The organism is Marivibrio halodurans, from assembly GCF_017963645.1.
Classification (GTDB): domain Bacteria; phylum Pseudomonadota; class Alphaproteobacteria; order UBA8366; family Aestuariispiraceae; genus Marivibrio; species Marivibrio halodurans.
In genome coordinates, this window is record NZ_JAGMWN010000004.1 from 334,153 (window position 1) to 355,480 (window position 21,328).

Here is a 21,328-nt window from a genome sequence, read left to right on the forward strand (position 1 = left end):
GTCCGGCCTTCCCCAGGCCCAGCCCCGCCGCGTCCGGTCAGCGGCGCAATAGACCGGCCGTATCCACCTTCCCGCGGAGTAGGTCGAGCGTCCCGGCATCCGGCAGGTCGGTCACGGGCACGCGGTCGGGCAGGCCGAGTTCAAAGCCGGTCTTGGCGACGACTTCCTCCACCGAACTCCACGGATGGACCGACTTCAACCGCATGGTCAGACTATCCGGATCGAAATCCATGACCGCCAGGGGCGTCACGCACAGGGCCGGCCCGCCCTTCAGCCCCGCCGCGTGGAAGCTTTCGGGGCCGTCGAGATAACCGGGCGAGGTGATGAAATCGACACGCGGCACGAAGGTTCGCGGCGAATGCGCGTGCGTGCAGATATAGAACCGCCGCGACGTTCCGGCATAGGAGATGTTCGCCGCCCCGGGCCCGCGCATGCGCGGGCGGTCGATCGACCCGCCGATGAAGTGCAGGTTGATATTGCCGAAACGGTCGATCTGCATTCCGTTATGAAAGAAGAAATCCAATCCGCGATGCGAATGGCCGAACAGTTCCAGGAAGGTTTCCGCCGCCTCGCAGGCGCCGAGCGCGCGGTCGTCGAGCATCGAGTCCCAAAGCTGCCTCGGCCGCGGATTGACGAACATCTCGCCCGCGATCTGGATGTCCGGCGCGTGCATGTGCCGGGCCAACATGATGGCCGCCATCGGAATCGCGGCCGACGCGCCGGCAGCCCCCATCTCCCCGTCCTTGAGCTCGCGGGAGAGAACGAAGGCCTGAAGTTCCGCCGGGGTACAGCGTGTATCGGTCATAGGCTCGCGGCCTCCTGCTCCAGCGCCGTGAGACGCGCCTTGCCACCGATCGCCTCGAGATAGTCGGCTTGCGTCGCGGGCGCGCGGACGACGCGCGTCAGATAGTCGGCGAGGCCGTCGCCCGCATCCCCGCCGCCGTCCCGCCCGGCACGGCGCGCGGCCTCGGCCACGTCGGCGTAGCCCTCGATATGCGCTTCGTCGATACTGTAGAGTGGGAAACTTCCGGTCGGATGCGCGCCATGGGGTATCTCGACCACCGCATCGACATAGGTGCAGGGGATCGTCGTTTCCCGTGGGCGGGCGACGATATCCTCCGTCGAAACCAAGCGGTCGACACTGACGATCACGCGTTCCGACGCCCGCGCCATCATCTGATCGGCATAGGTCATCGTCGAAAGATGGCGGATATTGCCGTAGCGGTCGCCTTCCTGGGCATGCAGCAGGGCGAGCTTCGGGCGGATCGCGCGGGTCGCGAACAGGGCCTCGCCGGTGAAGGGGCATGTGATCTCGGCCGCCAGCGGATTGTTGCGGGGCACGTCGGACCCCTTCCAGGCGACCACCGGCTGGAAGGGCACGCCATGGGCGGCGGCCATCAGCCCGCCCACCACGGACAGCGCGTCGACGCAATGGGCGCGTACGGTGCCCGCCTCCACCGCACCGCGAAAGGCGGGGCACATCCTGGTTTCCAGCGTGACCGCCGGCAGGAAGGTCTCCGCCACGCAACCGGCCGCGATCATGACATCCACGTCGAAACCGGACCCCGGCGAGGAGACGAGCTTCAAATCACGCCGGCCGCCACGGATCACCTCGCGCACCAGGGCGCAAGGCCGCCCCTGCTTGAAAAGGCCGCCCAACGCCAGCAGATCGCCGTCGCCCAGCCACGCCGTGATCAGGTCCCGCAACATTCCGGGCGCGACCAGCTTTTCCTTTCGACCGGACGACATCACGTCCCCTCCCCATAGGCGAACACCGTCGCGTCCAACGCCCACACGCCCTCGCCCGCCGCGCCGACACCGACGGGATTGATCTCGACACCGGCGAAATCCCGGCCGAGCCGAGGGGCAAGACCGGCCAGGGTCTCCAGGAACGCGACCAACGCGTCGACATCCAACGCGGCCTTGCCGCGCGCGCCGTTCAACACCTTGCCGATGCGGCACGCCTCGATCATCGCGCGCAACTCCCCGGCATCCATGGGCAAGAGCCGGACGGCGGCATCCTGCATGATCTCGGTCAGGATGCCGCCGGCGCCGAAGGTCAGCATCGGCCCGAACTCCGGATCGAGGCCGAGGCCGACGATGACCTCGGCGCCCGGCCGGACCGTCTCCCCCAGGAGAAAACCCTGGAAATCGAGCCCGTGCTTGTCCGCGCTCTCCGTCATGGCGGCGATATGCGCGCTCAGGCCGTCCGCATCCGGCACACCGACCGCCACGAGACCGAATTCCGATTTATGCACCACGCCCGCCGCGATGCCTTTCAACGTGACCGGATAGCCGACATCCGCCGCCGCGCGCAGAACAGCCTCCACATCGCGTCCTTCCACGAAACGCTCGGTCGGGAACCGGACACCCAGGGACTTCAGCATCGTCTTGCTGCGCGATTCGTCGAGCGCCCGGCCGGCCTCCTCGGCGCGCGATCCGGCCGTGCTCCAGCCCGCCTCCCGCCCCTCGCGCAGCAGCCGGGAGGGGGCGATACGACTCTCCGACGCCGTGGCGACGCCGGCGACGGCGGTGGCGAAGCTGTCCACCCGGCCGAACACCGGCACCTTGTCCGCGCGCAGCGCCGCCAGAGCCTCGCCATTGAATATCTCCGAGGGCCAAATGACCGAGACGGGCTTGCCCGTCCGCGCCCGGGTTCGCGCGGCCGCGTCCGATACCCGCGCCGCCCAGGCGGGAACGATGGGCGTGTTCGCGATGACGACCCCGTCGATCGCCGGATCGTCGGCCAGGGCGTCGAGGCATTCCGCATAGCCCTCGGCCGTCCGAAACGGGGTGCCGCCGACATCGATCGGATTGCTGGCGCTGAGGAAAGCGGGAACGTGATCGCGCATCCGCGCCACCGTCCGCGCGGACGGCGCGGGCAATGTGACGTGCCCCCCCTCGGCCAGCGCATCGGCGACGCATCCGCCATAGCCGCCGGAGATCGAGATCACCGCCATGGTCCGCGCCGCGCCGGAGCGCGCGGCGTAATTCGCGATCGGCAACAGATCCTCGATCGCCGTGACGTCGATCCAGCCGAGTTGGCGCACGGCCGCCGCATAGGCATCGCGCGTGCCGACCAGGGCGCCGGTATGGCCCGCCGCCGCGCGACGGCCGACATCGGACCGTCCGGCCTTGTAGACGACGATGGGCTTCCCCGCCTCGCGCGCGCGGCGCGACACGGCGATCATCCGATCCGCCTCGCGGAAACTTTCGACATAGAGCGCGATGACCTTGGCCGCCGGATCGTCGATGAGGTGATCGATGCAGTCGACCAGACTGGTCACCGCCTCGTTCCCGGTCGAGATCAGATGACTGAGACCGATGCCATTGCGCACCGATTCCTCCAGCAGCCCACTGCCCAGCGCGCCGCTCTGCACGACCAGGCCGACATCGCCGACCGGCGCGAGTTCCGCGCTGACCCGGCTGGTGGAACTCAACGCGATCCGGTTCGCGAAATTGACGTAGCCCGTGGTGTTCGGCCCCAGCATGACGGCATCGTGCGCGCGCACCAGACGTGCGATCCGCGCCTGCTCGCGCGTGCCGTCCTCTCCGGATTCGGAGAAACCGCCCGTCAACACCACGAAGGCGCGCGATCCGAGGGCCAAGCCCTTCTCCACGACCGAATGGACATCGGCCGCCGGGACGGAGATCAACACGCAGTCCGGCGCATGCGTCAATCGAGAGAGGTCGGTAACGCTGTCGATACCGTCGATGGTGGCCGGTTCGCGCGTCACGATATCGAGCCGCCCCTGATAGCCATGCAGGCGCAGATGATCAAAAACCGCGCGCGCCCCAACCTGGAAGGTGGCATTCTTCGTGGACACGCCGACGAGCGCTATGCTCTTCGGATTGAGCAACTTTTCGATGGTCACGACACTTCCCGACATCGTTGGAAACCTTGTCGGCGCAGAATGCCCATCTTTTTCGATGGATCAAGAAAATAAAACAGTGTTCCGCATAATGGTATTTTTTCGTTGTCACGAAAATCATGGGTTGAGCCGCCGGCACACGCATCCCGGCCGCATATCGGCGGCCGGGCATCGTTTCATCGGATGGGATCGGACCCTGATTGGCGCGAACGCCCGGCTGCTTATCGGCAGGCGAGTCGCGAGAGCGCCCAGGCGCTCAAGGCCTGGACCATATCGTCGCGCGGCGACAGCGGTCCCGGACGATAAAGCACGGAGGTCATCGCCTGTTGCTGACGTTCGAGGATACCCACATCCTCCCAGGCCACGGCCTCCCAGCGCGCGTAATAAACCTTGGCCTTCTCCTCGAAATCGGGATCGTCGAGCACATCGACCGGGAAACATCCACCGATCTCCAACCGCGACCGGTCGACGGCCAAGGGCGTGACATTGAGCCACCACATGCAATCCTGCGCCCAGACGAATTGCACCGCAGGCAGAAACACCGAGAAATAAGCGCCTTGCCGTGCCGACTCGTCCAGATCCGGGATCGATGGAAAGGGCGGCTCGTCGCCCGGCAGGGAGCCGATGGAACGGTCGCTCAACACCTGCATGCACAACCAATCCCCAACCGTGGGGATGGCGCGCTGGGTCTGCGCGCCGATCGTCTTCCGATGGACGACGCCGGTATGGTACGTCTCCATCGCGTTCTCGAGCAGCAATTTCCAATTGCAGCGCGGTTCCATCACCTTGCGCCATGTGGCGCGCAGCCGGTCCGGCTTGTGCGAGGCAAAGCGCGCCGGCGCATCGCCCAATTGCACCGAAAGCGGGCGCGGCGCCGCGTTGAAGGTCGCGAAGACGAAGCCCGCCCAGTTCTCGGTCGTAAGCGGTGTCAGCCCATGGTCGGACCGCTCGAAGCCCGCGACGTCCGCCATACCGGGAGCACCCGCCAGGGCCCCGTCCGCCTTATAGGTCCAGGCATGATAAGGGCAGACGATCCGGCTGCCGCAATTCCCCTCGCCTTCCAGCAGTTGCGCCCCCCTATGGCGGCAATGGTTCGCGAAACCGCGCAGCACGCCATCCGCCCCGCGCACCAGGACGACCGAGCCGCCCGGTGTCTCGAAGGTCCGGAAATCACCCGGCGCCGCCAACATGTCCTCCCGGCAGAGGAAGAACCAGTCCTTCAGCAGGATATGATCGCGTTCGCGCGCGAAGACCTCGGGCGCGGTATAGAGGGCCGCGGGCGCGGCCCGCCCGGCACGCACCTCGGCGAGGGCGGCCTTCGGATCGAAACTGTTCGACATCGTGGATATCCCCATGATCGCTCCCACGAACGGGTCCGCGTCGTCAGTCCTCGACCTCGACCGTGACGCAAGTCTCGAAGCAATTCCCATTGGCCAGCGCGGTAATGCCGATGGTGGCACGCCCGCCAAGACCGCGCTCGCGCCCGAAGACCTCGACGAAAAGGTCGGACATCCCGCTCGATACCCGATGGACCTCCGTGAAGTCCGGCGTACAGACGACGAAGCAGAGGCTGCGGACGATACCCCGCACCCGGTCGAGGGAACCGACCGCCTGGCGAATGCCGCCCAGCACGTTGAGCCCGGTTTGCCGCGCGGCCGCGTAGCCCTGTTCGATCGTGACCCCCTCGCCCAGCCGGCCGGGATGGAGCACGGTCGTGCCGACCTGCCCGACATGGCCGGAGAGGAACAGCAACCGCCCGACCCGGTGATAGGGCTTCATGGTCCCGTAATCCGCGCCATAATATCCGTCGCGGTCGAAATCCGGGATATCCAAGCCCATTTGGAGGGCGAGACTTTCCGGTAATTGCGATGTCATGGGATATTCCCTTCCCTCATTCGAAACCGTAGAGGATGGCCGGATTCTCGACCAGGATGCGCGCACGCACCGCCTCCGACCCGCACCATTGCGCGAAGAGATCGGACAGCAGCGCATCGTCGGGCGGCGATCCCGGGACCGACGGGTGCGGCCAGTTGGTCGCCCAGACACAACGTTCCGGATAATCGGCGATCAGATGACGGGCGATCGCGGCCGTATCGGAATAGCGCGGCGCCCCCTCCAGCGACGTTTCGTAGACGCCGGAGGTCTTGACCCACGTCCGCCCGCCGTCGAGCAGCCGGCGCAGGGCCTTCAATCCCGGGTGATCGAGCCCGACGGGCTTCAGGAACTTGCCGTTATGGTCGATCACCAGCGGACAGGGGAGATGGGCGAGGTCCGCTTCCCGTTCCTCGAGGAACCGGCCATCCATTTGCATCTGGATATGCCAGCCATGCTCGGCGATGCGCGCGGCCATGGGGGCCAGCTTCTCCCAACCCAGCGCGCCGCCCGGCAGCATGAAGAAGCGCAGCCCGCGCGCGCCTTGCGCCGTCAGCGCCGCCAACTCCGCGTCGGAGGCGGACTCATCCACCACCACGACGGCACGCCCATCCGGCCCGAGACGCGCGACGGCGTCCATCGTGCATCGATTATCGAACCCATAGGCCGAGGGTTGAACGACCACCGCCCGGGTCAGCCCCAGGCGCTCGCGCAGGGCGAGATAGGCATCGATCGATCCCCCCTCGACCGGGCGGAAGGGCGCGTCCTCGGGAACCGGATAGCGCGCGGGATCGCCATAGGCATGCATATGGCAATCGCAGGCGCCGGGCGGCAGGGGCGTACGCGGCGGATCGGCCGGCAGAAGGGAGGCGGCCCCCATCACGCGCTCCTCAGCCGGTCGAGACGGGTCGCCCGATGGGCATTGAAGGCAAGCTTGGGAAGCTTGCCCGCCATCAGCTCCTTGATCTGGCGAACGGTTTCGAACGCCTGATAATCGCTCGCCTCGCGCGTCAGACCGGCGACATGCGGCACGGCCACGACGTTCGGCATGGCCGCGATATCGGCGCTCGGCTGCTCGTCATGCCCCAGCCCGACATCGAGACCGGCACCAGCGATGACACCCCGCGCCAGCGCATCGCGCAACGCGTCCTCGTCCACCAGAACCCCGCGCGATATGTTCACGAAATACGCATCGGCCCGCATCTTGGCGAAGGCTTCGCGGTTCATCATGCCCTCGGTTTCCGGTGTGGCATAGGCGGCGCACACCACGAAGTCGGCTTGCAGGGTCTCCTCGAAGCCGGTCTGCTCGACGCAGCCGTTGACGATGCGCAGATAAGGATCGAAGGCCCTAACCTTCATGCCGAACGCGATGGCCAGATCGCCGATCCGCCGCCCGATATTGCCGAAGCCGATGATGCCGATGGACGCACCGGCGAGTTGCCGGCCCAGCACCATGGGCTGGCGCGCCTGCCCCTGCTTGTAAAGCCGGTCACCGATATGAAGACGACGGCCGAGCATCAGGACGAGACCGAGCGCGGCCTCCGCCACCGCCTCGTTGTAGCCGGAGCTGCACCCGACCACGAGAGTTCCGGCCTCCGAGGCGGCCTCGACGTCGATGTTCCGACAATCCACCGCGCACCGCATGAAAACCGCCAGTTCGGGCAGCGCGCGGAACAGCTCCGGCGTCCCCGGCACCAACCGGTCGGAGATCACGATATCGACGTCGCGCGCGGCCTCCACCAGCCGGTCCCCGGCGAGCGGGTCGTCGGACTCGTTGAGCCGAACGTCGGCGAAGGCGCGAAGCTGCTCCACGGCCTCATGGCTGTAGAAGTTACGCAGCAGGTCACGGTTATGAGTGATCAGTATCTTCGGCATTGCAGGTATCTTCCCTTTAGGAGTCATGCCGGCCGAGCGCGACCAAATGCAGCGAGGCGAGCATGACATGGGCGGCGAGGCACGCGGTCATGCCGCCCACATCATGCGGGGGACTGACCGTATTGACGTCGACGGCGACGAGATTCAGTCCGGCCAGACCGTGCAGCAGCCGCAAGGCGGCTTCCGCGTCCGGCCCGCCCCAAGTCGGGGTGGCGACGCCAGGCGCGGCGGAGGGGTCGATATAATCCATGTCGAAACAAAGATAGACCGGCCGCCCGGCCACGGTTTCGCGAACCTGCGACAGCACCGCTTCCTCCCCCCGGCGTCGGAGTTCCTCGCCAGGCACGAGATTGTAGCCGAGGGAACGCGTGTACGCGTATACGCCGGGCGCGGGCAGGGAGCCGCGCGCGCCGATGTGGAAGGACCCCGTGGGGTCGACGACCCTCTCCTCCGCCGCGCGCGTGAAGGTGCTGCCCGTATTGTAGCCCGGCGTATCATAGCTATCGGTGTGCGCATCGATATGCAGCACCACCAGATCGGAATGGTGACGATGCACGCCGCGAAGTTGCGGCAGGGTGACGGCACCGTCGCCACCCATCGTCACCGGATAGGCGCCCACGCCGACCACGGCATCGATCGCGCGTTCGATCTGCGGGAAGGCCCCTTCGACATCGCCGCTGGAGACACGTACGTCGCCGATATCGACCACCGATAGTTCCCGCAGCACGTCGCTATCGGACAGCGGGGGATAGAAGGGGCGCAGCAAGCCGGACTGCGCCCGGATCGCCGCCGGCCCCTGACGGGCACCAATGCGGGTCGGATGCGTCCCGCAATCGAAGGGCATGCCGATGATCGCGGCTTGCCCGGCGCGAACCGACCCGGCGGCGGGAACGCCCATGAAGGTTCCCGCCGGATTCAATACGGGGTCGTCACTCGTCATCTTCCGTTTCCATCCCTTTTATATGTCGTGTCCAAGGTAGAGCGCCTTCAGCAGGGACTCGTCCATGTCACGCCCCGCGCTTCGGTGAATCACCGCGCCCAGACGCAGCACATAGACGACATCGGACAGCCGAATGGCCTCGACCGCGTTCTGCTCGACCAGCAACACGGTCGCCCCCGACGCCCTGATCTCGACGATCTTCTCCAGAATCAGATCGACCATCTGCGGGGCGAGACCCATGCTCGGCTCGTCCATCAGCAGAAGCTTGGGGCGGCTCATCAGGGCGCGCGCGATGGCCAGCATCTGTTGCTCGCCCCCCGAAAGCGTCCCGGCCAATTGTTGGCGGCGGGCAGCCAGGATCGGGAACATCTCGCAGACCCTGTCCAGATCCTCCACGACCCCCGGATCGCGTCCGCGCAGATAGGCCCCGAGGAGCAGGTTCTCGCGGACGGTCATGCGCGGGAAGACGCGCCGCCCTTCCGGCACATGGGCAAGGCCCCGCGCGACCCGGCCGTCGGGCGTGACCCCGTCGAGGGGCGCGCCCGCGAAACGGACCGCCCCACCCGCGCGCGGGACCAGACCCGACAAGGCCTTCATCGTCGTCGTCTTGCCCGCCCCATTGCTTCCGACCAGGCTGACGATCGCGCCCTGCGCGACCTCGAAGCTCACGCCGTTGACCGCCCGGATCAAACCGTAATCCACCGTCAGATCATCGACCCGCAGTATCGCTTCCGCTTCCGCCGTCACGATGACCTCCCCAGATAGGCTTCCTGCACGGCCGTCTCGGCGAAAACCTCCGCCGTCGCGCCATCGGCCAGACGCCGGCCGTGATGGAGGACGGTCACCCTCTCGCAAAGACGGCGCATGACCTGCATGTCGTGCTCGATGATCAGGACCGTCACGCCGCGTTCGCGGACCTTCCGGATGAGGGTTTCGATCTCCTCCTTCTCGGCGGCGTTCATTCCGGCCATCGGCTCGTCCAGCAACAACAGCGCCGGTTCCAGCAATAGGGCGCGCGCGATTTCCAACCGACGCTGATGTCCATAGGAAAGCGCGCCGGCGCTCGCCTGCGCCTGACCCGTCAGGCCGACGAAGTCGAGCTCGCCCATGGCCCGCTCGCGCCATCGCTTCTCCTCGCCGCGCGCCGTCGCGGCCCGGAGCAGAAGATGCGGCAAACGTGCCCGGAAGTGCCGGTGCGCCCCGACCAGCGTGTTCTCCAGCACCGTCATACCGGCGAACAGCCGGATATTCTGGAAGGTCCGGGCGATCCCGGCCGCGGCCGCGGCATGGGCGGGGATCCCCCCGATATGGCGGTCGGCCAGGGTCACGGTTCCGGAGGAGATCGGCGCGAACCCGGTCAACGCATTGACGAGGGTGGACTTCCCCGCGCCGTTCGGGCCGATCACCCCGTGGATTGCCCGCTCGTCGACGTCGAAGCTGACCGAGCCGAGAGCGACGAGACCGCCATAGACGATGGTCAGGTCCTGTATGGAAAGCAACGGCCTCATGTCACTTCTCGATCGATAGGGGAACACGGGCGCGCGCCGACAGTCCCTGCGGTCGGAAAACCATCAACGCGACCAGCAGCGCGCCGAGCAACGCGTAGCGAAGTTCCGGCATCGCCTGGAACAAGCTGAAGCCCTGCGCGACCTGCAGGAACACGATCCAGAACAGCGCGCCCACGAACGGGCCGATGAAGGTGCCCAGGCCGCCGAGCACGACCAGCATGAGAATCAGGATGTTCTCGAACAGCGTAAAGCTGAGCGGACTGATATATTGCTGGGAGTGAGCGAAGAAGACACCAACGACGCCACCGAAGAAACCGCCCGACGCATAGGCATAGAGCTTGTAGCGCGCGGTATGCACGCCCATCGCCTCGGCGGCGGATTCATTCTCGCGGATCGCGACCCAGGCCCGCCCGACATAGGAGCGCACGACCCGGGACAGGAGGAACAGCAACGCCGCGGCGAGCAGCACCCCGACCAGATAGAGATGCCGGGGATCGTTCAACGGGTAACCGAAGAGCGACGGCGTCGGAATACCGCGTATCCCCATCGGCCCGCGCGTCAGATCGATCCAGTTCGTGGCGACGATACGAACGATCTCTCCGAAGCCGAGCGTCATGATCGCGAGATAATCGCCACGCAGCCGCAAGGTCGGATAGCCGAGGAGCATGCCCGCCCCCGCCGCGAGCACGCCGCCCGCGATCAGATTCACATAGAAGAGCCACCAGATATCCGTCGGCGCGACGCCGAACTGGTTCTTCAGCACCAGGATGAAAAGGATCGAGGTGAAATAGGACCCGACGGCCCAAAAGGCGACGAACCCCAAATCGAGCAACCCCGTGAAGCCGACAACAATGTTCAGACCGCTTGCCAGCAAGCCGTAGGTCACCACGAAGATCAGGATGCGCAGCCAGAAATCGTTGGTGATGATGAAGGCGAGCGCCAGGGCGGTGCAAAACAACGCCACGTTGAGCACGAGACTGCCCGCCCCCATCCGCTCGAAAAGCCGGTCGATCGGCGCGAACAGCCGCCCGACGCCGCCGGCCCGCGCATATTGCCCCAACATGCCGACCAGACTACCGGCCGGCATGTCGTTCAATTCGGGGCGGCCGAGCAGCCCCTGCGGCCGGAACATCAGCAACAGGATCAGGATCGCGAAGCTGATGGCGTCGCGATAGGCGGAGCCGTTCGGCAGATAGCCCGCGCCGAAGGTCTCGATCACCGCCAAGACCATCCCGCCCAGCGCCGCGCCCGGGATGGAGCCGATCCCGCCCAGCACCGCGGCGGTCAACGCCTTCAGTCCCGGCAGGAAGCCCATGGTCGGATGCGCGAACCCATAGGCCTGCGCATAGAGTACCCCGGCGAGCGCCGCGAACCCGGACCCGATCAGGAAGGCCAGCGCGATGACCCGGTTCACCGGGATACCGACCAGATAGGCCGCCTCGCGATCCTCCGCCGCGGCGGTCATGGCCCGCCCCATCCGGGTGCGCCGCACGAAGAGAGTCAGGCCGAGCATCGAGACCAGCGCCGTGATCAGCACCACGATCTCCATCACCGACACGTAGATCGAATCGAACAGAATGATCGGGGGCAGATCGCTCAAGGCGAAGCTGGGAAAGCTCAACTCCTCGGCCCCCCAGACGCTCTGCGCCAGGGATTGCAGCAGGACGGAGACCGCGATCGCCGCGATCAGGGGCGCCAATCGAGGTGCATTGCGCAGCGGTTTATAGGCCAGCCGCTCCACGACCACGCCGATCGCCGCGACGACCGCGATCGACACGGGCGCCGCGAGGAGGAACGGAAGCGCCGGCATCGGGGCCTCGAGACCGAAAAGCCTAACGGAAGGAAGCATGAGGCTGATGCAGATGAAGGCGCCCAACATGAAGAGTTCGCCGAAGGCGAAATTCACCAGCTGGACCACGCCGTAGACCAAGCTATAGGCGATCGCGGCCAGCGAATAGATCGCGCCCAGCATGATCGCATTGACCAGCAACTGGCCGAAGAAATCCATGACCCTGCGCCCCGTGCGGTTCGAATGGAGGGGGAGGAGAAGAACCGGAGCGCCGGCGCGCCCGCCTGCCCCGCGAAAGGGTCGCGGGGGGTGACGATGGCGGGCACGCCGGCCCGGTGGCTTCTATTCCGCGAGAGCGAAGGCGCCGTCACGAACCTGCAGGAAATAGAGCGACCCGGCCCGATCGCCCTGCGCGTCGAAGGTCGTGGGCCCGGTTACGCCCGGAAAGCCGTCGATCTCGCCGAAGGCCGTATTCAACGACTCCCGCGTGAGATCGCCTGCCTCCGTCGCGATGCGAACCGCCTCCGCGACCGTCATGACCGCATCGTAACCGAGCGCCGAGAACGCGTTCGGGGCCATGCCGTGCGCGGCCTCGTACCCCTCGATGAAAGCGGCCGTATCCTCGGTCGCGACCGAAGGATCGAACATGCCGTAGACGATCATGCCCTCGACCGCCTCGCCGCCGAGCGAGACCAACTCGGGATTGAGGGAGCCGTCGGTCCCCAGAAGTTGAACATCGACACCCAGCGACTGGGCCTGGGAAGCGATCTTGGCGGCCTCGCTGTAGAAACCGCCGATGAAGAGCGCATCGGGATCGGCCGAACGGATGCGCGATATCTGCGTCTTGAAGTCCTTCGCGCCGAGCAGGTAGTTCTCGGTGCCGAGAATCTCGGCACCCGCCGCCTCGGCCGCCTCGGTGAAGGCATTCGCGACGCCTATGCCGTAGTCGTCTTGCTGGTGAATCACATAAATCCGCTTATCGCCCAGTGTCTCGACCGCGAACGTCCCCATCATCGCCCCTTGCACGGCATCCGTCAGGATATTCCGTCGGAAATAAGGGCTCGCCCCCGACAGATCGGGACTCGTGACGGCGGAGGCCAGCACCGGCAGGCCGCACTGGTCATAGACCGGCACCGCCGCCAGGGCGATCGAACTGAACGAATACCCGAGCACGACGTCGACATCCTCGTCCGAGCAGAAACGCTGGGCGATCAACACGCCCTCCCGCGCCTCGCCCCGGTCGTCGACCGGAAAGAGCTCGAACGTCGGGCCCGTGCCGTCGGCGTTCAATTGCTCGATGGCGAGTTCCGCGCCACGACGCATGTTCTCGCCGAAAGCCGCGAAATCACCGGATAGCGCGGCCGTGAATCCCAGTGTGACGGTATCGTCCGCCTGGGCGACGCCGCCCGCCGCGATGCTTGCGGTGGCCAGCATCGCCGTTACAAACTTACGCACTCCCATTTTTCGTCTCCCAATTGCCAAATGACGGTCAACCAAGGGAAGTCGACATGCCAACCCGCACTCCCAGTAATTATTTTTATGAACTTTAAGTCGACTATTCCGGTGTTTTGTTGTCGTTCAGAACTGTATGTTCCGTTTTCAACGAGAGTCAATAAGGATTCGTTATGACCATGGACGTGAAGCTTCTGGAGGCGTTCCGCGCCGTGATGGAAAACCGCTCCGTGACGGGCGCGGCCAAGATACTCGGCGTGACGCAACCCGCCGTCAGCGCGCAGTTGAACCGGCTTGAATCGATCGTAGGCTTCCGGCTCTTCGACCGCGAGGGCGGACGACTCAAACCCTCCGCGGAAGGCAAGGCGTTCTACGAGGAGGTGAAACATGCCCTCGGCATGATCGACCGGCTGCATATCTCGGCGGAGCGGATAAGGTCGCACGAGACCGGCACGCTCGTCATCGCCGCCCATCCGAGCGGATCGACGGCGATCCTGCCGGACATCCTGGCGCGTTTCTGTCTGGCACGCCCCTATATCGACGTCCGGATGATCAACCGAACCTCCGAGGAGGTACGCAGTGTCTTCGAGGCGAATTCCGTCGATATCGGGCTGGCGGAGGTGCCGGTCGATCTCGTCGGGGTCCAAAAACGCCGCTATGCCATCGAATGCGTGGCCATCCTGCCGGAGGGGCACCCCCTGGCCGAGGATCGGGACATGCTCGATGTCCGGGAGCTATCGGGGTTGCCTTTCGTATGCATGACGCTGAGCCGTGCCGTCGGACACCGCATCAGAAGCGCGGTCGTGGAAGCCGGCGCCACCTTCAACAAGATCGTGGAGGCGGAATATTTCAGCACCATCTGCGCGCTTGTGGCGAACGGCCTCGGTGTTTCCATCGTCGATTATTGGTCGGCGCAAAGCTGCGAGCATCTGGGGCTGCGTATCCGGCGGCTGAGAATCCCCATCACCTATGAGATCGCCGTTTTCCACAGCGCGGAAAGGCCGCTCGGCAAGCCGGCGCGCGACCTACTTCTCATGATCGACGAGAAGCTAAAGGCCCACGGCACGTTGATGGAGGAATATCTTTGATCCGGCCCTCGCCCCGTTCCTCGGATCGTGAGAGTCTTGCGGGATCAGGTAAGGCGTTCCGCGAAAGGTGCCGGCAGTTCGAAGGTCCGCGCGACCTCGAACAAGGAGGCGGTCACGGGCGGCGGCGGGTCGCGATCATAGGCCACGAGCCCGATATCATGCTCGACGGTCGGCTCCACCAGCCGCACGGTACGGATGCTCTGCGCCTTGTCGAGCACCAGCAGGAAATGTTCCGGCAGAATGCTGGCGATCCCGTGGATTCGGATATGGGAATAGAGGGTGACGACCGAATTGGACTCTATCTCCGGGGCCGGCGGACAATTCAAGCGCGCGAAGATGCCGTCGACGATGCGCCGGTTTTGCATATCCGGCGTCAACAGGGCCAGCGGATGGGCCGCCGCTTCCGTCCATGTGACCGACTCCCGCTCGGCCAGCGGATGGTCGGCGCGCACGAACAACCGAAAGCGCTCCTTATAAAGCGGCGCGGTCAGCACGCGCCCGATCGGCTCGTTATCCAAATAGCTGACGCCGACATCGATCGAGAAATCGTCGATACTGCGCAATATCTCCCGCGAGGTTTGGGAAAGGATCGTGAAGGTGATCCCGGGAAAGCGCGTGCGGACCGCCTCCGTCAGGATCGAGATCGAGGGCAAGGCCGACGGGATAACACCCAACACCGCCCGGCCGGCCAACGCCCCCTTCATCGCGGCCAGTTCCTGGGTCATGGCCGACTGGTTCTCAAGGATCGCGTGCGCCCATTTCAGGATACGTTCGCCCTCCGGCGTCAGTCCCTCGAAGCGCTGGCCGCGCTTGACGATGGCGACGCCCAGATCCTGTTCGAGTTGGCGGACCCGGCCGGACAGTGTCGGCTGGGTCACGTTGCAGGCCTGAGCCGCCCGCGTGAAATGCCGTTCCCGCGCCAAGGCGACCAGATATTGCAACTGTCTTATATCCATGGTCGAGACCTCTTTGCCCGACGAACGATGGCGGGAGCGTCCGGAGACCGGAACGCACCCTTCATCCCTGATTTGGGGCCGCAGGCCCGTCTGGGACAGCAGGAAGCATAATCGGGCGGTGGGATGCGCCGTGCGCGCTCACGGCGTCGGTCGCGGGGGGATGACGGCCATCGGCCCGCGCGCGGCGCCTCGGAAACCGTGACGGATCGGGGAAAAAAGCGGGGGCGGCGCCGCGTCGAGACGCCGCCCCCGTCGTCAAGACGCGATCACTCGGCCGGCTGGGCCTCGGGATGCGTGTTCTCGACATGGTGACGATCCGCCACCGGCCGCAGGAACAGATTAGCGAAGAACGCGACGACCAGCAGGGCCGCCATGGCGTACATCGTGCTGTTATACAGGCTGGGCGTCGGGTCGACCGTGCCCTCGGGCGCGATTTCCATCAACCGGCCGACGGTCACGGTGTTGGCGTCCACCAATGCCTGCAGCTGCGCGATCGGCGCCCCGAACTTCTCCTGAAAAGCCGCCGGATCGATCTTCGGCGCCAGATCGGCGATGGCGTTCTGGATCGACCGTTCCCGTAGATAGGTGATGGCAAAGGGGCCAAGCACGCCCGCCGTCGACCAGGCCGTCAACAAACGCCCATGGATACCGCCGACATGCATGGTGCCGAACACATCAGCCAGATAGGCGGGGATGGTGGCGAAGCCGCCGCCATACATGGTGAAGATCACCATCGTCGCGGCATAGAACATCAACAGCCACATGACCGCCGGGTTGGCGCTGACTTGCGAGGCCGCGAAGGGAATCGACAGATAGAGGATCGTCCCCAGCACGAAGAAGCAGTGATAGGTGTTCTTCCGCCCGATATAGTCCGACATCGACGCCCAGAAGAACCGGCCGCACATGTTGAAGACCGAGATCATCAACACGTAGGTTCCGGCGAAGGTCGCATCGACGACCCCCGGCAGGGTGGAACCGAAAATCTCCGTCATCATCGTCTTGGCGACGCCGATCACCCCGATGCCCGCCGTCACGTTGAAGCACAGCATGACCCAGAGTTGCCAGAACTGCGGCGTCTTGAGCGCCTGGTCGATATGGACGTGATTGGTGGTGATCATCCGGCGCTTCGAGGCATCCTCGGCCGGCGGGGTCCAGCCCGCGGGTTTCCAACCCTTCTGCGGCACGCGGTAGGAGAAGGCCGCGATCATCATCACGATCAGATAGACGATGCCGAGCGTCAGGAACGCGCCGGCCGCGCCGGTATCGCCGGTGCCGACGACATAGACGCCCGCCTCGCCCGGAATGGGCAGGTTGGCGGCTTCCTTGGCGGTTGCGACGACGACCTCGACCTTGCCGCTGGCGGTTTCCGCGAAACGCCGGCCGTTCTCGGTGACGAGTTCCACGGCGCCCGCCGCGCCGAGATAGGTCGGCGCCTCGGAGAACAGACCGAGCAGCCATGTCTTCAAGGGCGTGGCGATCATCGCGCCGCCGCCGAAGCCCATGATCGCCATGCCGGTCGCCATGCCACGCCGGTCCGGGAACCAACGGATCAGGGTCGATACCGGCGAGACGTAACCGAGCCCGAGGCCGAACCCGCCGAGCACGCCATAGCCCAGATAAACCAACCAGAGTTGGTGCGTGACGATCCCAAAGGCGCCGATCATGAAGCCACCGCCCCACAGCAGGGCCGCCGTGACGCCGACGCAACGCGGGCCGACATCCTCGAGCCACTTGCCGGCGAAGGCCGCCGCCAGACCGAGACAGACGATCGAGACCGAGAAAATCCAAACGACGCTGGAGAGATCCCAATCGCCCGCGGCGCTGGTTACCACGCCGAATTCCTTCACCAGGGCCGGATTGAAAATACTCCAGGCATAGACCGATCCGATGCACAAATGGATCGCGATCGATGCGGGCGGCACCTTCCAGCGGTTAAAACCGTCCCCAGCGACGATGTTCTCCTTCATCAGGAAAGAGAACATCCCGCCCCTCTTCCGGGATTCCGTTGTCATGACTTGCCTTTCCTCCACTCACGGCATTGCCGCTGTTCATTGGCGGGGAGGTGGGCAAGCGGACGGACCTTCCAATTCGGCGAGATGACCGGCGGTCTCCATGCGGAGCTACCGCCACCCCATGGACGCCCTGGCTTAAGGACGTTCCCGGACGGCCGTGCTTGCTTCCTCCCTCACGAGCCTTGTCGACCGGCGGTCGCATGGCTTCTTGTGAAGCGGGTAACAGCAAGAGGAGTGCCAGGAATATTATATATATTTATCAACTAGTTATAAAATTTCTATTTTCAAAAAATGGACAATTTGCATAGATCGCGCGAAGCGGAATTGGACAAAATGTCCAGTTCTCTCGCGCCGTCACGCGGCCGGCAGCCAGATCGTGAAGGTCGTTCCTTCCCCCGGCGCGCTGACGGCGTCGATCCGCCCGCCCGCCCGGCCGATCAGCGTCTGACTGATCGAAAGACCGAGGCCCGTCCCATCCCGGCCCTTCGTCGTGAAGAAGGGATCGAATATACGGGTCAGCATGTCGGGCGCGATACCGCGGCCGGTATCCCGGACCTCAACCACCACCCCCGTTTCGCGGTCGCGGTCGCGGTCGCGGTCGCGGTCGAAGCTGCGCAAATACAGCGCCCCGCCTTCCGGCATGGCCTGTATGGCGTTACTCATCAGATTGATCAGCACCTGCTGCAGTTCGACACGGTTCATCACCACCCGCCGCGCCGCACGGTCGTCACGGACGACCTCGATATCCGCTTTCTCCATCAGATGGGCCACCAGCGGCAGGCAATCGTCGATCACCTCCGCCGGTGACTGGCTTTCCGCATAGCCGGCATATTCCTCCGGCCGGGCGAAACGCAGCAGCTTGGTGACGATGATCTGGATTCGATGGATCTGCTGATCGATCAGGCGAAATTCGTTGCGGGCCGTCGCATTGGCCTCGGCGCCGATCTGTTCGCGCGCGACATCCAGATTCCCCTGGATCACCGCGATCGGATTGTTGATCTCGTGCGCCACGCCGGCCGTGATCTCGCCGATCGCCGCCAATTTCTCCGACATGACCAACTGCTGGGTCGCGGCCTCCAACCGCGCGTTCGCCTCCCGCAATTCCCGCGTTCGTTCCTCGACCCGGACGTTCAGTTCCTCCGCCCAATCGCGCAATTCGCGGTCGCGCTCCTGCAAGCGGTCCAATAGATCGTCGAGATGACCCGACACCCGCGCGATCTCGTCCTCGCCCCTGGAGGCGCCGGTTCGCGCGCCCAGATCGCCTTCATCCACCTTGGCGATGGTCGCATTCATCCGTTCCAGCGGCTTGAAGATGTTCCGCGCCCAGCGCAAGAAGACCGGCACGGTGACCGCGGTGGCCAGCAGGAAGGCCACCACGACCGCGAGGACCGTCCCATTCTTCGCCGTGCGGAACGGTGTTTCCAGGAAGCCGACATACAACATGCCGATCCGGTCGCCATGACTATCCACGATCGGCTCGTAAGCGGAGATGTACCAATCATTCACCACGAACGCCCGGTCCAGCCAGACCCGCCCCTTTCCCAGCACGTGCTGGCGCACTTCCGCCGACACCCGTGTTCCCAGGGCCCTGTCCTTGGTGAAGAGCCGGACATTCGTGCTCACCCGCACATCGTCCAGGAACAGCGTCGCGGTACCTTCACTACCCTCCGGAAGGCTCGCCTGACGATAGACGAGGGCATTGATCGTATCGATGAAGCCGAGATTCCGGTTGAGCAAGAGCCCGCCGACCAGCGTACCGGGCGGCGGCTGCTCCAGCTCCCCGGCCTCTCCCACTCCAGGGGCCGCCGCCGCATGAATGACCATTCCCCGGGTCTCGGCGGTGCGGTCGGTCGGGACCGCCGCCTTGGTCGGAACCAGTTCGACACGCGCCCGGCGCGCGAGCCCGTCATCGATGGCCGCAAGCTGTTCGCCCGTGAACAAGTCGATCGCGGTCGCCACCCCGGATCGCCGGGCCTCCTCTACGATCGGCCATTCGCCCGGCCCGTGGAGGCGCATGCCGGCGGGTGAGGCCGCGCGAAGCCCACCGCCCGGCGCGCGCAGATAGAGGAAATCGAGCCCCAACGCCTCGCGACTCCGGGCCAACCACGCTTCCAGAGCGGCCGGATCACCCTGATCGAGCAGTCGGGCGAACTGCGCGGAATCGCCGAGCGCCTGAATTCGCCCCCCGGTATCCTCCACCAACTGCGCGAGATATTGATGCGCGATCGTAAGATCGCCATTGACCTTGGTGATCAGCAAGGAATCGAACTTGCCCCACCATCGATACATGGTCCCACCGATCAGGATCGGCGCGACCACCAACATCGGCAGGAGAGCCAGCGCGATCAACCGATAGCGCAACGACAGCTTTGGGCGCGCGCCCGGCCTTTTGCGCTTCGTGCGTTCCCCCGCCCCCCCGGCGCCCGTCATTCGGCGTCCCAGGCGGCGCATTTCCGGTCGATCGTCTTGCGCGAGATTCCGAGGCGCCGCGCCGCCGCCGCGCGGTTACCGCCGACGGATTCGAGGACCTTGCGGATATGCCGCTGCTCGATCGCCTCCAGGGTCGTCGGTTCCGCCTCCACCTCACCGGCGTCGCCGAAGCCCCAATCCGCCGGGAACCGGCCTTGGATCAGGGACCGTTCGATCAGATTGCGCAGCTCCCGGACATTGCCCGGCCAATCATAGGCCCGAAACCGGGCCCGGATGGCATCGTCGACGGAAATCGGCGGCACGCCGATCTCGCTCGATATCTTGCGCATGAACAGATCGGCGAGTTCCTCGACATCATCGATGCGATCACGCAGCGGCGGCATGGCGATCTGCACGACATTGATGCGATAATAGAGATCCTCCCGGAACCGCCCCTCGCTGACGGCGGTATCCAGGTCGGTGTTGGTCGCGAAGACCAGACGCACGTCCACCGGCACCTCACGCTCCGCGCCGAGCGGCCGGACACGCTTGTCTTCCAGCACCCGCAGCAGCTTGCTTTGCAGCGGGAGCGGAAGCTCCCCGATCTCGTCCAGGAACAGCGTGCCCCCTTGAGCATAGAAGAAAAGCCCCTGGCGCACGCTGTCCGCGCCGGTGAAGGCTCCTTTGACATGGCCGAACAACTCGCTCTCGATCACCTCCGCCGGAATGGCGGCGCAGTTGACGGGCACGAAGGGGCGTTCCGTCCGATCGGACAGATCGTGGATAAGACGGGCGGCGATCTCCTTGCCGGTTCCGGATTCACCGGTGAACAGCACCGAGGTCGGCATCGGCGCGACCCGCGCGATGGTATCCCGGATGCGACCGATTCTGGACGAGGTGCCGATCAGGCGGGCGCGCGCCCGTTCGGCGTTGTCGGAGGATTTGAGCTGGTAATTCAGGACGAAGTTTTCGCGGCTGAGCCGCAGCCTATCGAGGCAGCGGGCCACCGCGTTCAGCAACTGACTCGACCGGAACGGCTTCAGCACGAAATCGGCCGCGCCCGCCCGGATGGCCTCGATCGCGGTCTCCAAGTCGGCGAAGGCGGTGATCAGGATCGCCTCGGGAAAGAACCCGTCCTGGCGCTGTTCCTGCAGCCATTCGACGCCGGTTTGCTTCGGCATGATATTATCGATGACGACAATATCGAAATGCCTGGATTCCAGGGCACGCGATGCCTCTTCCGCGTCCGATGCCTCGACTACCTTCTTACAGCGCGGGGCAAGCGTGCGGACGATAAAATTCCGCATCCCCTCCTCGTCATCGACCACCAATACCGACGCGTCGGCGAATGTCGTTCCGAAATCGGGGGCGGCGCCTTGCTGCGTCGCCGAACTGTCGTACCGGCTCGTCGGCATGATCCAGGCTGTATCTATGCTATGCGCAGTGCGCGATCGGGGCGTGGGCGGAAACCATGCGACGCACACGACGCCGGCACCCGAAGTTTCTTGATAACGAGTCGCAACCACTATGCAGTCGGGAAAAACTCAATGCAATC

At 65.2% G+C, this 21,328-nt stretch carries 17 protein-coding genes; 1 reads left to right on the forward strand and 16 read right to left on the reverse strand.

Annotated elements, in window-relative coordinates; all coding sequences use genetic code 11:
• Positions 1-37 precede the first annotated feature (37 nt).
• From KAJ83_RS10835 to KAJ83_RS10890, 12 genes are all read right to left on the reverse strand, one after another.
• On the reverse strand, positions 38-805 hold the full coding sequence (locus KAJ83_RS10835; protein WP_210682086.1) for a CoA-transferase subunit beta: 768 nt from the start codon (positions 803-805) through the stop codon (positions 38-40).
• Entirely contained in the window at positions 802-1,749 is a 948-nt protein-coding gene (locus tag KAJ83_RS10840; protein WP_210682087.1) for a CoA transferase subunit A, read from the reverse strand. Before KAJ83_RS10840 ends, KAJ83_RS10835 begins: the two co-directional genes overlap by 4 nt.
• Complete coding sequence (locus KAJ83_RS10845) at positions 1,749-3,875, reverse strand: acetate--CoA ligase family protein (RefSeq protein ID WP_210682088.1); 2,127 nt, start codon at positions 3,873-3,875, stop codon at positions 1,749-1,751. The genes KAJ83_RS10840 and KAJ83_RS10845 overlap by 1 nt, the downstream gene beginning before the upstream one ends.
• A 218-nt stretch (positions 3,876-4,093) precedes the next feature.
• Positions 4,094-5,212 carry an aromatic ring-hydroxylating oxygenase subunit alpha gene (locus KAJ83_RS10850; protein ID WP_210682089.1) on the reverse strand — a complete coding sequence of 373 codons (1,119 nt, stop codon included), beginning with the start codon at positions 5,210-5,212 and terminating at the stop codon, positions 4,094-4,096.
• 43 nt (positions 5,213-5,255) lie between these two features.
• Complete coding sequence (locus KAJ83_RS10855) at positions 5,256-5,747, reverse strand: RidA family protein (protein WP_210682090.1); 492 nt, start codon at positions 5,745-5,747, stop codon at positions 5,256-5,258.
• A 16-nt stretch (positions 5,748-5,763) separates the two neighbouring features.
• Positions 5,764-6,624 carry an amidohydrolase family protein gene (locus KAJ83_RS10860; protein ID WP_210682091.1) on the reverse strand — a complete coding sequence of 287 codons (861 nt, stop codon included), beginning with the start codon at positions 6,622-6,624 and terminating at the stop codon, positions 5,764-5,766.
• Positions 6,624-7,619 carry an NAD(P)-dependent oxidoreductase gene (locus tag KAJ83_RS10865; RefSeq protein ID WP_246484435.1) on the reverse strand — a complete coding sequence of 332 codons (996 nt, stop codon included), beginning with the start codon at positions 7,617-7,619 and terminating at the stop codon, positions 6,624-6,626. Before KAJ83_RS10865 ends, KAJ83_RS10860 begins: the two co-directional genes overlap by 1 nt.
• Positions 7,620-7,635: 16 nt before the next feature.
• Entirely contained in the window at positions 7,636-8,559 is a 924-nt protein-coding gene (locus KAJ83_RS10870) for an arginase family protein (RefSeq protein ID WP_210682093.1), read from the reverse strand.
• Between the two features lie 18 nt (positions 8,560-8,577).
• Complete coding sequence (locus tag KAJ83_RS10875) at positions 8,578-9,306, reverse strand: ABC transporter ATP-binding protein (protein WP_343221985.1); 729 nt, start codon at positions 9,304-9,306, stop codon at positions 8,578-8,580.
• Positions 9,303-10,067: an ABC transporter ATP-binding protein gene (locus KAJ83_RS10880; RefSeq protein ID WP_210682094.1), complete on the reverse strand. Its 765-nt coding sequence runs from the start codon at positions 10,065-10,067 to the stop codon at positions 9,303-9,305. The genes KAJ83_RS10875 and KAJ83_RS10880 overlap by 4 nt, the downstream gene beginning before the upstream one ends.
• Before the next feature lies 1 nt (position 10,068).
• The gene (locus tag KAJ83_RS10885) at positions 10,069-12,075 is read right to left on the reverse strand and encodes an ABC transporter permease (RefSeq protein ID WP_210682095.1); all 2,007 of its coding nucleotides are present in this window, start codon (positions 12,073-12,075) and stop codon (positions 10,069-10,071) included.
• Between the two features lie 123 nt (positions 12,076-12,198).
• On the reverse strand, positions 12,199-13,311 hold the full coding sequence (locus KAJ83_RS10890; RefSeq protein ID WP_210682096.1) for an ABC transporter substrate-binding protein: 1,113 nt from the start codon (positions 13,309-13,311) through the stop codon (positions 12,199-12,201).
• 170 nt (positions 13,312-13,481) lie between these two features.
• Between KAJ83_RS10890 and KAJ83_RS10895 the strand changes: the two genes are divergently transcribed.
• On the forward strand, positions 13,482-14,396 hold the full coding sequence (locus tag KAJ83_RS10895; RefSeq protein ID WP_210682097.1) for a LysR family transcriptional regulator: 915 nt from the start codon (positions 13,482-13,484) through the stop codon (positions 14,394-14,396).
• A gap of 44 nt (positions 14,397-14,440) precedes the next feature.
• Here KAJ83_RS10895 and KAJ83_RS10900 read toward each other — a convergent pair whose 3' ends face one another.
• The 4 genes from KAJ83_RS10900 to KAJ83_RS10915 form a co-directional block, all read right to left on the reverse strand.
• Positions 14,441-15,352, reverse strand: coding sequence for a LysR family transcriptional regulator (locus tag KAJ83_RS10900; RefSeq protein ID WP_210682098.1), 912 nt, complete (start codon positions 15,350-15,352; stop codon positions 14,441-14,443).
• Between the two features lie 266 nt (positions 15,353-15,618).
• Positions 15,619-17,364 (reverse strand): OFA family MFS transporter, encoded by a 1,746-nt coding sequence (locus KAJ83_RS10905; RefSeq protein WP_246484436.1) that lies wholly within the window; start codon positions 17,362-17,364, stop codon positions 15,619-15,621.
• A 354-nt stretch (positions 17,365-17,718) separates the two neighbouring features.
• Complete coding sequence (locus KAJ83_RS10910) at positions 17,719-19,794, reverse strand: sensor histidine kinase (protein WP_210682099.1); 2,076 nt, start codon at positions 19,792-19,794, stop codon at positions 17,719-17,721.
• A complete protein-coding gene (locus tag KAJ83_RS10915; protein WP_210682100.1) occupies positions 19,791-21,188 on the reverse strand; it encodes a sigma-54-dependent transcriptional regulator in 1,398 nt (465 codons plus the stop codon). The genes KAJ83_RS10910 and KAJ83_RS10915 overlap by 4 nt, the downstream gene beginning before the upstream one ends.
• Positions 21,189-21,328: the final 140 nt, after the last annotated feature.

Excerpts from the sequence above, each read along its gene's own strand:
- KAJ83_RS10835 (WP_210682086.1), bottom strand. The coding sequence starts at position 805 with ATGACCGATACACGCTGTACCCCGGCGGAACTTCAGGCCTTCGTTCTC.
- KAJ83_RS10840 (WP_210682087.1), bottom strand. The coding sequence starts at position 1,749 with ATGTCGTCCGGTCGAAAGGAAAAGCTGGTCGCGCCCGGAATGTTGCGG.
- KAJ83_RS10850 (WP_210682089.1), bottom strand. The coding sequence starts at position 5,212 with ATGTCGAACAGTTTCGATCCGAAGGCCGCCCTCGCCGAGGTGCGTGCC.
- KAJ83_RS10855 (WP_210682090.1), bottom strand. The coding sequence starts at position 5,747 with ATGACATCGCAATTACCGGAAAGTCTCGCCCTCCAAATGGGCTTGGAT.
- KAJ83_RS10860 (WP_210682091.1), bottom strand. The coding sequence starts at position 6,624 with ATGGGGGCCGCCTCCCTTCTGCCGGCCGATCCGCCGCGTACGCCCCTG.
- KAJ83_RS10865 (WP_246484435.1), bottom strand. The coding sequence starts at position 7,619 with ATGCCGAAGATACTGATCACTCATAACCGTGACCTGCTGCGTAACTTC.
- KAJ83_RS10870 (WP_210682093.1), bottom strand. The coding sequence starts at position 8,559 with ATGACGAGTGACGACCCCGTATTGAATCCGGCGGGAACCTTCATGGGC.
- KAJ83_RS10880 (WP_210682094.1), bottom strand. The coding sequence starts at position 10,067 with ATGAGGCCGTTGCTTTCCATACAGGACCTGACCATCGTCTATGGCGGT.
- KAJ83_RS10885 (WP_210682095.1), bottom strand. The coding sequence starts at position 12,075 with ATGGATTTCTTCGGCCAGTTGCTGGTCAATGCGATCATGCTGGGCGCG.
- KAJ83_RS10895 (WP_210682097.1), top strand. The coding sequence starts at position 13,482 with ATGACCATGGACGTGAAGCTTCTGGAGGCGTTCCGCGCCGTGATGGAA.
- KAJ83_RS10900 (WP_210682098.1), bottom strand. The coding sequence starts at position 15,352 with ATGGATATAAGACAGTTGCAATATCTGGTCGCCTTGGCGCGGGAACGG.
- KAJ83_RS10905 (WP_246484436.1), bottom strand. The coding sequence starts at position 17,364 with ATGACAACGGAATCCCGGAAGAGGGGCGGGATGTTCTCTTTCCTGATG.
- KAJ83_RS10910 (WP_210682099.1), bottom strand. The coding sequence starts at position 19,794 with ATGACGGGCGCCGGGGGGGCGGGGGAACGCACGAAGCGCAAAAGGCCG.
- KAJ83_RS10915 (WP_210682100.1), bottom strand. The coding sequence starts at position 21,188 with ATGCCGACGAGCCGGTACGACAGTTCGGCGACGCAGCAAGGCGCCGCC.